Below are 12,512 nucleotides of genomic sequence, written 5' to 3' on the forward strand. Positions count from 1 at the left end.
TGACGCAGCGTTGGTGTTGCCGGTTGGTGCCCTTGCGTTACTCTGCCGGACAAGCCACGGGTGCTATCCCGGTGGTTCCTGCTTGCCAAGACCCATGAGGCCACCATGTCCTATCGCGCCCCGCTCGCCGACTATCGTTTCCTGATGGATCACGTGCTGGGCTATGACCGGTTGACCGCCACCGACCTGTTTTCCGAAGCCGCACCCGACACGGTCGAGGCCGTGCTGGCCGAGGCCGCGAAGCTGGCCGAGACGGTTCTCGCGCCCTTGCAGCGGAATGGCGACCGTCATCCCGCCCGGCTGGAGAATGGCGTCGTGCGCACCTCGCCCGGGTTTGCGGAAGGATATCGCGCGATCGTCGATGGCGGCTGGAACGCCATCGCCGCACCGCTCGAGTTCGGCGGCATGGGGCTTCCGATGGTCGTGACATCGGCTGTCAACGAGATGATGGGCTCCGCCTGCCTGTCGCTGCAACTGAACCCGCTGATGACGCAGGGCCAGATCGAGGCGCTGGAGCATCATGCAAGCGATGCGCTCAAGGCGCTCTACATCCCGAAACTGATCAGCGGCGAATGGTGCGGCACCATGAACCTGACCGAACCGCAGGCCGGTTCGGATGTGGGTGCCCTGCGCACGCGGGCAGAACCGCTGGACGACGGCAGCTACGCGATCACCGGCCAGAAGATCTATATCTCCTGGGGTGACAACGACTTCACCGCCAATGTCTGCCATCTGGTTCTGGCACGCCTGCCCGACGCCGCGCCCGGAACGCGCGGCATCAGCCTGTTCATGGTGCCGAAGTTCATCCCCGATGCCGATGGCAACCCCGGGCGGCGCAACACGCTGCAGGTGGTCAGCCTGGAGCACAAGCTGGGCCTGCACGGGTCGCCGACCTGCGTGATGCAGTATGACGCTGCGCAGGGCTGGCTGGTGGGCGAACCGCACAAGGGCATGGCCGCCATGTTCACCATGATGAACAACGCCCGCCTCGGCGTGGGCGTGCAGGGTGTCAGCGTGGCCGAGGCCGCCTATCAGCACGCGCTGGCCTATGCGCAGGAACGGCGGCAGGGCAAGACGCCGGTTACAGGCAGCGGGGCGATCATCGACCACGCCGATGTGCGCCGCATGCTGGCCGAGATGAAGGCCGAGGTGCAGTCGGCCCGCGCCATCGCGCTGACCTGTGCCCTGGCCATCGACATGGGCCGCGCCACCGGCGATGCCCACTGGCAGGCCCGCGCCGCGCTGCTGACACCCATCGCCAAGTCGTTCGGCACCGATACCGGCATCCGCGTCGCCAGCGAGGGGGTCCAGGTCCACGGCGGCATGGGCTTCATCGAGGAAACCGGCGCGGCGCAGTTCCTGCGCGATGTCCGGGTGACCGCGATCTACGAAGGCACCAACGGCATACAGGCGATGGATCTTGTGGGCCGCAAGATGATGGACGGGGGCGAAGCCGCGTTCCGCCTGATCGACGAGATGCAGGCCGGTGCAGAGGCCGCGCGCGGCCTGCTGCCCGATCTGGCCACCCCGGTCTGGAACGCTGCCGAGGCGCTGCGCGAGGCGACCGAGACGCTTCTGGCCCAGGACATGAACGACCGTTTCGCCGGCGCGGTGCCCTATCTGCGTGCCTTCGCCCGGGTGCTTTCGGGCCATGTCCACCTGGCAGCGGCAATGGTGTCGGGGGGCGAGGGGCCGCGCGGCGCGCTGGCCCGCGTGGCGATCCTGCGGCTTCTGCCGGAACATGCCGCCCTTCTGGCGCAGGCGCGCGAAGGGGCGGCGGGGCTCTACGCCCTGTCGGATGCGGACCTCGCGGCGTGACCCATCCCGCCAGCCTGCACCATCCCTTTCCCGAGGCCCCCGCCGAGGGCGAGGCCGTGCAGGTGGCAGATCGCATCCTCTGGCTGCGCCTCCCCCTGCCGGGGCCGCTCGGGCATGTGAATGTCTATGCGCTGCTGGATGACGACGGCTGGACGCTGGTCGACACCGGCCTCGCCAGCGACAGGGGCCGCGCATTGTGGGACAGGATCGCATCGGGGCCTCTGGCCGGGCGCCCGGTGGTGCGGGTTCTGGTGACACACCACCACCCCGACCATATCGGCCTCGCCGGATGGTGGCAGGCACGCGGCGCACGCCTGCTGACCACCCGCACGGCTTGGCTCTACGCCCGGATGCTGACGCTCGACGTCCAGACCACGCCCGCGCCGGAATCGCTTGCCTTCTGGCGCCGGGCCGGAATGGACAGCGCGGTCCTTGCCGCGCGCATGGCCGAACGCCCGTTCAACTTCGCCGATGTCGTGGCGCCGCTGCCCCTGGGCTTCGACCGGATCGCCGAAGGCGACCTGCTCCACCTTGCCGGACGCGACTGGACCGTGCGGCTGGGTGGCGGTCACGCGCCCGACCACGCAACGCTATGGTCCGACGACGGCATCGTGATCGCGGGCGACCAGATCCTGCCCGGCATCTCGCCCAATGTCGGGGTCTATCCGACCGAACCGGCCGCCGACCCGCTGGCCGACTGGATGGCCGCCTGCCGCCGCTTCGTGCCGCTTGCCCGCCCTGATCTCCTGGTGCTGCCTGGTCACAGGCTGCCCTTCACCGGCCTGCCACTGCGCCTGACACAGATGATCGAGAATCATGAGGGCGCGCTGACCCGCGTGCTCGACGCGCTGCGCGAAGCACCCCGCACGGCCTGCGACCTGTTCCCTGTCTTGTATCGCCGCCAGATCGGAGCCGGCGAATACACCCTGGCACTGGTCGAGGCCGTCGCGCATCTGAACCATCTGGCGGCGCGCGGTGCGATCCTGCATGGCGAGGGCCCGGACGGTGCGTGGCTCTGGCGCCCGGCATGACGGCGGCCGGTCACCCCGCGACGCGCGCGACGCTTCACAGACCGCGTCTGATCGGATAAGCGGGGCAAAGACCGTTCTGGAAGGAAAGACGACATGGCAGACAAGCACGATCACGGCGACCACGTCCCGGGAACGATGGATATCTCCGTGCAGGAAAAGACCTTTGCCGGATTCATCCGCATGACGATGTGGGGTGCGGGAATATCCATCGGCATCCTGATCTTCATGGCTCTTGCCAACGCCTGATCTCCCAGACAGCGAGTTTCCGATGCGACGCCTGATCCTTGCCCTTGCGGCCCTTCTGGCGTTGCAGGCCTGCGGCACCGCCGAACCCAAGTGGGCGCCCGACGCCGATGTGGCGCAGGCGCGCTATGTGCATTCGGGTCCGCCCTCGGTGACGCTCTACACGGTTCTTTCGACAAGGAACGGTTCCGGGGCACATGCCGGGCTCATGGTCAACGGCTCCGAGCGCGTGATGTTCGATCCTGCGGGCACCTGGTATCATCCGCGCCTGCCCGAACGGAATGACGTGCATTTCGGCGTCACCCCCAAGATGGTCAGCTACTACATCGACTACCACGCACGCGAGACCTATGACGTGGTCGAACAGACGGTTGTGGTGACGCCCGCGATCGCGGAACTGGTGATGGCGCGGGCCAAGGCCTATGGCGCGGTGCCCAAGACGCAGTGCGCGGTGGCCGTGTCGGCGATCCTGCGCGAGGTGCCGGGGTTTGAATCCCTTCCGTCCACCTGGTTTCCGAAGGCGCTGATGGACGGCTTCGGCCAGCTCCCCGGCGTCACCACACGCCGCTACACCGACGACGACGCCGACAAGAATCACGGTGTCCTGCTGCAGCAGGTGCAGGACTTCGACCCGGCATGACAGGGGCGCCACATGGCTGGCGCATTCTCCACGGCCTGCCGGAGGGCCTGCGCGGCGAGGGCGCGCGCCTGTACTGGCAGGCCTTCGGCCCGAAACTCGGCCGGGTCATGGGCCCGGATGACCGGGCCCTGCCGTTCCTGGCCCGCGCGATCCGCACCGACCATGCCGTCGTCGCCCTGTCTGCCGATGGCAGGTTGCTCGGTCTTGCCGGGTTCCGTTCGCCGCAGGGCGCCTTTGCCGACACGACGCTGCGCGACCTGATCCGCGGCTATGGCATTTTCGGCGGAATGTGGCGCGCTGCCGCGCTGCGCCTTCTGGCGCGCGAGATCGACAACGAACGCTTCCTGTTCGATGGCATCTGCGTGGACCGCGCCGCCCGCGGCCAGGGCGTGGGCACCGCGCTGATCGAGGCGGCGGCCGACCTTGCGGCGGGGCGTGGCTATGGGCAGTTGCGCCTGGACGTGATCGACACCAACCTGCGCGCAAGGGCGCTTTACGAACGGCTGGGTTTTCGTGCGGCGGGGGTACAGCGGCTGGGGCCCCTGCGTCACCTGTTCGGCTTTGACACCGCCATCACCATGGTGCGCGCGGTCTGACCGGCGCCGCAGGCGCGCGGCTCAGTCGAACGTGCCCGTCACCCGCCCGAACAGCATGAAGGCCCGCGCGGTGCGCGTGTCGGCCAGATCGGCCAGTTCCGAATCGGTCGCCGTGCCCTCGAACTCGGCAAAGGTGCGGTCAAAGCAGCGCAGGAAATGGTGCGCGGCGTCACGGAACACCGGATCCTCGCGCATCCGCGCCGCAGTCAGCGCCAGCGACGACCGGTCGCGCACGCCACCCAGCACCGCGATCTCGCGCCCCCGCACCCCGGCGGCAAAGCGTCGCCAGACGTCCGGACGGGCGCGGTCGGGCTTCAGGTCATCCATGTAGATGCCATCCTGCGCCAGCAGCGTCAGCACATCCTGCGCGGCCCGGATCAGCTTGGACGCACGCCGGTCCTCCAGCGCCAGCCGCAGCGCGCGAAAGCCTTCCTTGTCCTCGGCGCTTTCCGGAAAATGCAGGGCCCGCACGAAGTCCGCCACCGACAGCGGCGCCCGCAGGTCCTCGGCCGGAGTGCCCAGCGCCAGCGCCGGCTGTTCGGCGGCCGGGTCGGGTGCAGGCAGCGCCAGCGCCGCCTTCCGGTCGGCCGACGGCACCGACAGCGCGGTGTCGCGGCGTGACACGAACATCGCCAGCGTCGCCTCTGTCTGCTTCTGTGCCGCCGCGATCTCGTCCAGCCGCTTCTCGACCGTGCCCCGTGCCGCGCCGGTCTGCTGCACCAGCACATAGGAATGGCGCAGCGCATCCACCGTCACCTGCAACCGCGCCGCCTCGTCCCGCAGGGCCCGCACCTGGCGCGAGATCGACACCGCCACCCACAGCAGGGCAAGCGGCAGGAACAGCACCAGGATCGCCAGGATGCCGCCTGGCTTGCCCTCATCCGGCGCCAGCAGCATCCACAGGCCGAACCCGAGCGCCCAGACAGCGGCAAGCAGACCCGCCACGATGTCCGCGACAGGCCAGCCCGCCCCGGGCCCGCGTCCATAGACGCCGAGGTCAAGCGGCTTTTCGGCAGGGTCGGCCATGCCTTCGCCTTTCCGGTCAGACGTAGCGGATCGTCACCACTTCGTAGGATTTCGTGCCGCCGGGTGTGCGCACCTCGACGCTGTCGCCCTCGTCCTTGCCGATCAGCGCCCGTGCCAGCGGCGACCGCAGGTTCAGAAGCCCGGCCTCCAGGTTCGCCTCGGCCTCGCCGACGATCTGGTAGGTCCGGGTTTCCCCGGTCTCCTCGTCCGACAGGGTCACCGTGGCACCGAACTTGATGGCGCCGGCCAGCCGTGCCGGGTCGATCACCTCGGCCCGCGACAGGATGGATTCCAGCTCCTTGATGCGGCCCTCGATGAAGCTCTGCTTTTCGCGGGCGGCGTGGTACTCGGCATTCTCCGAAAGGTCGCCATGTTCGCGCGCCTCGGCAATGGCGCGGATCACTGCGGGCCGTTCGACGGATTTCAGCGTCTTCAGCTCTTCGTCCAGCACGGCGTGGCCCGCGCGGGTCATCGGGATCTTTTCCATCGGTCTTCTGCCCTGCCAAAATGACAAGGCCATGGCCCTTGCAGGCCATGTCCTTGCGCACATCGGGATTACCTGACCCCAGTGACCGGCGATTTGCAAGGGGGCACCGCCTGCGGTCGGCAGGACGCCGCGTCGCGGTTGACGCCGCGTCGGGGGTGGGGCACATCGCTTGCGTTGCAAGGAAACCGGACAGGAGACCCGCATGGCCGAGATCACCCGCGAGCAGATGGAATACGATGTGGTGATCGTGGGCGCCGGTCCGGCGGGCCTGTCGGCGGCCATCCGCCTGAAGCAGCTCGATCCCGACCGCTCGGTCGTCGTGCTGGAAAAGGGCTCCGAGGTCGGGGCGCATATCCTGTCGGGCGCGGTTCTCGATCCTTCGGGCCTCGACGCGCTGCTGCCCGACTGGCGCAAGATGGACGCGCCGATCCACACGCCTGTCACCGAAGACAACTTCTACATGCTGGGCCCTGCAGGCCAGATCCGCATCCCCAACTGGCCGATGCCGCCGCTGATGAACAACCACGGCAACTACATCGTCAGCATGGGCAACGTCTGCCGCTGGATGGCGCAGGTAGCCGAGGGTCTGGGGGTCGAGATCTTCCCGGGCATGGCCTGTTCCGCGCTGGTCTACGATGGCGACCGTGTGGCCGGCGTGGTCGCGGGCGAGATGGGGCGCAAGTCCGATGGCACGCCGGGGCCGCAGTACGAACCGGGGATGGAGCTCCTGGGGAAATACGTCTTCCTGTCCGAGGGCGTGCGCGGATCGCTGTCGAAGGAAGTGATCGCCAGATACGCCCTGTCGGATGGCAAGGATCCCCAGAAGTTCGGCCTCGGGATGAAGGAGATCTGGGAAATCGACCCGGCCAAGCACCGCCCGGGCACCGTGACACATACGATGGGCTGGCCGCTGGGCAGCAATGCGGGCGGCGGATCGTTCATCTATCACCTTGAGAACAATCAGGTCTATGTGGGCTTCGTGGTCCACCTGAACTACCAGAACCCCTATCTTTACCCCTACATGGAATTCCAGCGGTTCAAGCATCACCCGATGGTTGCCGAACTCCTCAGGGGCGGCAAGCGCGTGGCCTATGGCGCCCGCGCCATCTCGGAAGGGGGATGGCAGTCGATCCCGAAGATGGTGGCGCCCGGCGTCGCGCTGCTCGGCTGTTCTGCCGGGCTCGTGAACGTGCCGCGCATCAAGGGCAACCACAACGCCATGCTGTCGGGAAAGGCCGCCGCCGAGGCGGCGCATGCCGCCATCCTGGCCGGGCGCGCGGGCGACGAACTTGCCGACTATGAGACCGAGGTGCGCAATGGCGCCATCGGCCGCGACCTGCGCAAGGTGCGCAACGTGAAACCGCTCTGGTCGAAATACGGCCTGGTCGCCAGCCTGATGGGCGGCGGGCTGGACATGTGGACGAACACGCTGGGCTTCAGCCTGTTCGGCACGCTGAAGCACGGCAAGTCCGATGCCGCGGCAACCGGCAAGGCTGCCGACCACCAGCCCATCGCCTATCCGCGCCCCGACGGCGTGTTGTCCTTCGACCGGCTGACCAACGTCGCCTTCAGCTTCACCAACCACGAGGAAAGCCAGCCCGCGCATCTGACACTCAAGGATGCGTCGGTGCCGATCGCGGTCAACCTTCCGGACTATGCCGAACCCGCGCAGCGCTACTGCCCCGCCGGGGTCTACGAGGTGCTGGGCGAGGGCGCGGACGCGCGGTTCCAGATCAATTTCCAGAACTGCGTGCACTGCAAGACCTGCGACATCAAGGACCCCAGCCAGAACATCCACTGGACGACCCCGCAGGGTGGCGACGGTCCGAACTATCCCAACATGTGACATTTGCGCGAGCGGGCGCCCAAGCGGGCCCGCCCGCGCCCCCGCGCCGATGGACAGCCCACCCGCGCGGCCCTAGGTTCAGGGGATGCCCAGCCGGAGGCCGTGATGCCGCTGAACCGTCCGATCCTTGTCACCCTGCTTGCTGCCGCCCTGGCGCTGCCGTGGCAGGCCGCGCCCCTGCGCGCGGATGAGGACGCGGGCGCCTATCTTGCCGCCCGCATCGCCGGCAGCCGCGAGGATCACAAGCAGGCCGCCGGGTGGTTCACCCGCGCACTGGCCGCCGACCCCGGCAACACCGTGCTGATGGAGGGCGCGATCAACGCCCATGTCAGCGCGGGCAGCATCGAAAGCGCCGTCGCGGTGGCGCGGCGCCTGTCGCAGGCCCCGACGCCCGCACAGGTGGCCCATCTGGTGCTGATCGCCGATCAGGCCCGGCGCGGCGACTTCGGCGCGCTGCTGGCCGATATCGAGGCGGGGCGCACCGTCGGCAAGCTGATGGACGATCTGGTTCTCGCCTGGGCCGAGGTCGGCGCCGGCCGCATGTCCGAGGCGCTTGAAGATTTCGACCGGATCGCCGGATCGCGCGGGCTGGAACCGTTCGGTCTTTACCACAAGGCGCTGGCTCTGGCCTCTGTCGGAGATTTCGAGGGTGCCGACGACATCCTGTCGGGCCGCGCGGCGGGCGAGGTCCGGCTGACCCGCCGCGGCGTCATCGCCCATGCCCAGATCCTCAGCCAGCTCGAAAAGGCGCCGGAGGCGCTGGCGCTGCTGGTCCGGGTGTTCCCCGGCGATGCCGACCCCGGCCTTGACGCGCTCAAGACCCGGCTGGCGGCTGGCGAGGTCCTGCCCTTCACCATCGCCCGCGATGCACGGGATGGCATGGCCGAGGTCTATTTCACCCTCGCTGTCGCGCTGAATGGCGAGGCTGCGGATGGCTACACGCTGCTCTATGCCCGGCTCGCCGCCTGGCTGCGCGCCGACCATTCCGAGGCGGTGCTTCTGTCTGCCGGGCTGCTGGAACAGCAGCGGCAATATGACCTCGCGGTCGAAACCTATGCCCAGATCGCACCCACGGACGGCGCCTTCTTCGCCGCCGAGATCGGACGGTCGCGCGCGCTCCAGGCCGCCGGGCAGGCCGACGCGGCGATCGAGGTGCTGCGCGGGCTGACCCGCGCCCACTCCGAACGCCTGTCGGTGCATGTGGCCCTGGGCGATGCGCTGCGCCGCGCCGAACGCTGGGACGACGCGGTGGACGCCCTGACCGACGCCGTCGCCCGCATGGGCGATCCGCAGCCCGAACACTGGTCGGTGTTCTACGGGCGCGGCATCGCCAACGAACGCCGGGGCACCTGGGACCAGGCCGAACCCGACTTCCTGAAGGCGCTCGAACTGAACCCCGATGAACCGCAGGTGCTGAACTACCTCGGATACTCCTGGATCGACCGGGGCGAGCGTCTGGACGAGGCACTGGGCATGATCGAACGCGCGGTCGCGGCGCGTCCCGATGCGGGCTACATCATCGACAGCCTGGCCTGGGGGTTGTTCCGCCTTGGCCGCTACGCCGAGGCCGTCGAGCCCATGGAACGCGCCTCGGTGCTGGAACCCGTCGATCCGGTGGTGACCGACCATCTGGGCGACGTCTACTGGGCCGTCGGGCGGCAGATGGAGGCGCGGTTCCAGTGGCGCCGCGCCCTGTCCTTCAACCCCGAGGAGAAAGAGGCCATCCGCATCCGCAAGAAGCTGGAACTGGGCCTCGACCGCGTGCTGGCCGACGAAGGCGCGCCGCCCCTCAAGACCGCGCATGCCGCCCCCGCCGGTAACTGAGTTCGCGCCTGCCAAGGTCAATCTGACGCTGCACGTCACCGGGCAGCGGGCCGACGGCTATCACCTGCTCGACAGCCTTGTCGTCTTTGCCGACGTGGGTGACAGGGTCACTGCGGACTCCGGGCAGGGGTTGTGCCTGCGCATCGAGGGGCCGCAGGCCGCCGGGCTTTCATCCGGCCCCGACAACCTCGTCCTGCGCGCCGCGCGGGCGATGGGCGTTGCCGATGCCACGCTGACCCTGTGGAAGGCGCTTCCCCTGGCCTCGGGCATCGGCGGCGGTTCGGCCGACGCGGCGGCGACGCTGCGCGCGCTGGCACGGCTGACCGGCCGCGCGCTGCCGCCCGCCGATGCCGTGCTGGCCCTTGGCGCCGATGTGCCGGTCTGCCTGGCCGGGTCCGCCGCCCGCATGTCCGGCGTGGGCGAAGTGCTGGAACCCGTGCCACCGCTGCCGCCCGGCTGGCTCGTGCTGGTCAATCCCGCGGTCGCCGTGCCGACACCGGCCGTCTTTGCCGCGCTGTCGCGGCGCGACAATCCACCCCAGCCCGCGCTTCCCCGGCTTGCCGATGCCGCGGCACTGGCCGCCTGGCTGGCGGCCTGCCGCAACGATCTCGAACCTGCCGCACGGGCCATCGCCCCCGTCATCGGCGACACGCTCGGCGCCCTGTCGCACAGCCCGGGTTGCCTGCTTGCCCGGATGTCGGGCTCGGGCGCCACATGCTTCGGCCTGTTCGCCAGCCCGGCCGAATCCGCCGCCGCCGCCGCACAGATCCGCGCCGCGCGTCCCGGCTGGTGGGTTGCCGATGCCGCGATCCTGGGCAATCCGTCCCCCGGGTGATCCGGCGGGGCGCTTCTGCTTGCCCGGCCCGGCGCGAATCGCGCAAACTTCCGGAATGCGGACCGCGCTTGCCCTTCTGCTGTGCCTTGCGTCCCTGCCCGTCCAGGCGCAGGGCTGGCGCGGTTTCGTGCAGGACGGCATCACCGGTACCGGCACCTGCCCGATGAACGACGCCGTCACCGGCAACTTTGCCTGCTTCATGGTGGAATGCGTGCCGGGCCGGGGCCTGCGCTACGGCATCGACATCGCGGGGGGCGACTACGGCGATGCCTTCACCGGCGGCGTGCAGGTCGATGGCCGCGTCCTTGCCGGCCTGCCCTTCGCGCGCCTGCCCGACAGCCGCTGGCTGGTCTATCGCAGCCCCCACGATCCGGCGCTGCACGGGCCCCTTCTGGCTGCGCTCCAGGCAGGGCGCCGGGCGCAGGTCGATATCGACATGGGCACCGCGCGCGACATCTTCGGGCCGATCTCGCTGGCAGGCTCCAGCCGTGCGCTGGCCCCGGTCCTGGCCGCCTGCCGCGCGGCGCTCGCCGCGCCCCCGCCGGCAACGCCCCGCACCGACCCCGCGCGCTTCCTCGCCTTCCACGGGCAAGAGACGCCCGAGGCCGAGGTCGAGGCGCGCGCGGCACTCGCCGCCGTCCTGGCCGAGAACGACAGGATGCTCGCCCAGCTGGGCGCCCCCCGCACGCAGACCCTGCGCGCCGCCATCGCGGCCTGGCCCGACGGGCGGCGCATCATGGTGGCCCATATCGGCCACGACACCACCGCGGTCTACGGCATGGGCGCATCGGGCAGCCACATCTTCACCGCGCAGCCCGGCGGTGGCTGGGTGCAGCACCTGGGCACCACCGGCCTGGCCGTATGGATGGACACCGGCGCACCCGGCGTTCAGGGCTGGCCCGATCTCTGGATGCAGTCAGACGGGCCGGGCATGGCCAATCCCTTCGCCCTCTGGCGCTGGAACGGCACGGCCTATGCCCATGCGGGAAACGCGGGCTGACCCCCGCGCAACGAAAAACCCCCGGGCCTGATGCCGCGGGGGTCCCCGTCGGGCGTTTCCGCCCCAGCTTGCCGACATCGCCTTACAGCGCGCCTTCCCGCTGCGCCTTCTTCCGCGCGAGCTTCCGCGCACGGCGGATCGCCTCGGCCTGTTCACGGGCCCGCTTGACGCTGGGCTTTTCGAAATGCTGCTTGAGCTTCATTTCGCGGAACACGCCTTCGCGCTGAAGTTTTTTCTTCAGGGCACGGAGCGCCTGTTCGACGTTGTTGTCACGAACGCTGACCTGCATGTGGTTGTCACCACCTTCCTAAGCTAGAGTTGCACTGTCATGGTGCAGGCCGCGCGCTAGTATCAGACCGGGGCGGGCCTGTCCACCGCCGCCGATGCAGTCCCGCAAGGGGGAACCCAATGGAAAACACCGCAGACAAAGGCACTCCCGAAACGGCCCGCGCCGCGATCCTCGCGGCCGCGCTGCCGCATGTGCCCTTCGAAGGATGGTCCGATGCCACCCTCCGGGCGGCCGCGGCCGATTCGGGCGAACCGCTGGCCCTGGCCCGCGCGCTGTTCCCGCGCGGCGGGGTCGATCTGGCCATGGCCTGGCATCGCGCGGGCGATGCCGAGATGGCCCGCCGCCTGGCCGGCACGGATCTGGCCACGCTGCGGTTCCGCGACCGCATCGCGCGCGCCATCCGCATCCGGCTCGAACTGGCGGGCGACAAGGAACCGGTGCGCCGTGGCGCCACGCTCTTCGCGCTGCCGAACCACGCCGCCGACGGCGCCCGCGCGCTGTGGTCCACTGCCGATGCGATCTGGACCGCCCTCGGCGACACCGAACGCAACCTGTCCTGGTACACCAAGCGCGCGACGCTCGCCGGGGTGCATTCCTCCACCGTCCTCTACTGGCTGGGCGATGACAGCCCCGGAAACGCCCGCACCTGGGATTTCCTCGACCGCCGCATCGAGGATGTGATGCGCATCGAAAAGGCCAAGGCGGCCTTCCGCGAGAACCCGCTCGCCCGCGCGCTGCTCGCCGGACCGCTGAAGGCGATGGAGCGGTTCGGCATGCCGAAGATGCCCGAAACCCCGCCCGACCTGCCCGGCCGCATGCGGATGTGACGCGCGGCCCCTTGCCTTTCGCGCCCTGCCGCCCTTTCGTGCGGCCATCC

At 69.4% G+C, this 12,512-nt stretch carries 13 protein-coding genes; 10 read left to right on the forward strand and 3 right to left on the reverse strand.

Going from position 1 to position 12,512, the window contains the following annotated elements:
- Positions 1-105 precede the first annotated feature (105 nt).
- The 5 genes from KF887_01490 (at position 106) to KF887_01510 (ending at position 4,328) form a co-directional block, all read left to right on the forward strand.
- A complete protein-coding gene (locus KF887_01490; GenBank protein ID QYK41846.1) occupies positions 106-1,818 on the forward strand; it encodes an acyl-CoA dehydrogenase in 1,713 nt (570 codons plus the stop codon).
- Entirely contained in the window at positions 1,815-2,849 is a 1,035-nt protein-coding gene (locus tag KF887_01495) for an MBL fold metallo-hydrolase (GenBank protein QYK41847.1), read from the forward strand. The genes KF887_01490 and KF887_01495 overlap by 4 nt, the downstream gene beginning before the upstream one ends.
- A gap of 93 nt (positions 2,850-2,942) precedes the next feature.
- Positions 2,943-3,095 (forward strand): aa3-type cytochrome c oxidase subunit IV, encoded by a 153-nt coding sequence (locus KF887_01500; protein QYK41848.1) that lies wholly within the window; start codon positions 2,943-2,945, stop codon positions 3,093-3,095.
- Positions 3,096-3,117: 22 nt separating this feature from the next.
- Complete coding sequence (locus tag KF887_01505) at positions 3,118-3,732, forward strand: hypothetical protein (protein QYK41849.1); 615 nt, start codon at positions 3,118-3,120, stop codon at positions 3,730-3,732.
- Positions 3,729-4,328 (forward strand): GNAT family N-acetyltransferase, encoded by a 600-nt coding sequence (locus KF887_01510; GenBank protein QYK41850.1) that lies wholly within the window; start codon positions 3,729-3,731, stop codon positions 4,326-4,328. The genes KF887_01505 and KF887_01510 overlap by 4 nt, the downstream gene beginning before the upstream one ends.
- Positions 4,329-4,349: 21 nt before the next feature.
- On the opposite strand, the gene KF887_01515 is transcribed toward KF887_01510, so the two are convergent.
- Both KF887_01515 and greA read right to left on the reverse strand, forming a co-directional pair.
- A complete protein-coding gene (locus tag KF887_01515) occupies positions 4,350-5,354 on the reverse strand; it encodes a hypothetical protein (GenBank protein QYK41851.1) in 1,005 nt (334 codons plus the stop codon).
- A gap of 16 nt (positions 5,355-5,370) precedes the next feature.
- The gene (greA, locus tag KF887_01520; GenBank protein ID QYK41852.1) at positions 5,371-5,841 is read right to left on the reverse strand and encodes a transcription elongation factor GreA; all 471 of its coding nucleotides are present in this window, start codon (positions 5,839-5,841) and stop codon (positions 5,371-5,373) included.
- Positions 5,842-6,043: 202 nt separating this feature from the next.
- On the opposite strand from greA, the gene KF887_01525 reads away from it, so the two are divergent.
- The 4 genes from KF887_01525 (at position 6,044) to KF887_01540 (ending at position 11,346) form a co-directional block, all read left to right on the forward strand.
- Positions 6,044-7,687 carry an electron transfer flavoprotein-ubiquinone oxidoreductase gene (locus KF887_01525; GenBank protein ID QYK41853.1) on the forward strand — a complete coding sequence of 548 codons (1,644 nt, stop codon included), beginning with the start codon at positions 6,044-6,046 and terminating at the stop codon, positions 7,685-7,687.
- A gap of 105 nt (positions 7,688-7,792) precedes the next feature.
- Positions 7,793-9,511, forward strand: a complete 1,719-nt coding sequence (locus KF887_01530; GenBank protein QYK41854.1) for a tetratricopeptide repeat protein — start codon at positions 7,793-7,795, stop codon at positions 9,509-9,511.
- Positions 9,489-10,346: a 4-(cytidine 5'-diphospho)-2-C-methyl-D-erythritol kinase gene (locus KF887_01535; protein QYK41855.1), complete on the forward strand. Its 858-nt coding sequence runs from the start codon at positions 9,489-9,491 to the stop codon at positions 10,344-10,346. Before KF887_01530 ends, KF887_01535 begins: the two co-directional genes overlap by 23 nt.
- A 55-nt stretch (positions 10,347-10,401) precedes the next feature.
- Entirely contained in the window at positions 10,402-11,346 is a 945-nt protein-coding gene (locus KF887_01540; GenBank protein QYK41856.1) for a hypothetical protein, read from the forward strand.
- A gap of 82 nt (positions 11,347-11,428) precedes the next feature.
- On the opposite strand, the gene rpsU is transcribed toward KF887_01540, so the two are convergent.
- Complete coding sequence (gene rpsU, locus KF887_01545; protein QYK41857.1) at positions 11,429-11,635, reverse strand: 30S ribosomal protein S21; 207 nt, start codon at positions 11,633-11,635, stop codon at positions 11,429-11,431.
- Positions 11,636-11,754: 119 nt separating this feature from the next.
- Between rpsU and KF887_01550 the strand changes: the two genes are divergently transcribed.
- Positions 11,755-12,462, forward strand: coding sequence for a COQ9 family protein (locus KF887_01550; protein QYK41858.1), 708 nt, complete (start codon positions 11,755-11,757; stop codon positions 12,460-12,462).
- Positions 12,463-12,512: the final 50 nt, after the last annotated feature.

Source organism: Paracoccaceae bacterium, from assembly GCA_019454225.1.
GTDB lineage: Bacteria > Pseudomonadota > Alphaproteobacteria > Rhodobacterales > Rhodobacteraceae.

Bases quoted from the DNA above. Each gene is read 5' to 3' on its own strand.
- KF887_01510 (QYK41850.1), top strand. From the start codon at position 3,729: ATGACAGGGGCGCCACATGGCTGGCGCATTCTCCACGGCCTGCCGGAG.
- KF887_01535 (QYK41855.1), top strand. From the start codon at position 9,489: ATGCCGCCCCCGCCGGTAACTGAGTTCGCGCCTGCCAAGGTCAATCTG.
- KF887_01490 (QYK41846.1), top strand. From the start codon at position 106: ATGTCCTATCGCGCCCCGCTCGCCGACTATCGTTTCCTGATGGATCAC.
- greA (QYK41852.1), bottom strand. From the start codon at position 5,841: ATGGAAAAGATCCCGATGACCCGCGCGGGCCACGCCGTGCTGGACGAA.
- KF887_01515 (QYK41851.1), bottom strand. From the start codon at position 5,354: ATGGCCGACCCTGCCGAAAAGCCGCTTGACCTCGGCGTCTATGGACGC.
- KF887_01500 (QYK41848.1), top strand. From the start codon at position 2,943: ATGGCAGACAAGCACGATCACGGCGACCACGTCCCGGGAACGATGGAT.
- KF887_01525 (QYK41853.1), top strand. From the start codon at position 6,044: ATGGCCGAGATCACCCGCGAGCAGATGGAATACGATGTGGTGATCGTG.
- rpsU (QYK41857.1), bottom strand. From the start codon at position 11,635: ATGCAGGTCAGCGTTCGTGACAACAACGTCGAACAGGCGCTCCGTGCC.
- KF887_01550 (QYK41858.1), top strand. From the start codon at position 11,755: ATGGAAAACACCGCAGACAAAGGCACTCCCGAAACGGCCCGCGCCGCG.
- KF887_01540 (QYK41856.1), top strand. From the start codon at position 10,402: ATGCGGACCGCGCTTGCCCTTCTGCTGTGCCTTGCGTCCCTGCCCGTC.
- KF887_01505 (QYK41849.1), top strand. From the start codon at position 3,118: ATGCGACGCCTGATCCTTGCCCTTGCGGCCCTTCTGGCGTTGCAGGCC.
- KF887_01530 (QYK41854.1), top strand. From the start codon at position 7,793: ATGCCGCTGAACCGTCCGATCCTTGTCACCCTGCTTGCTGCCGCCCTG.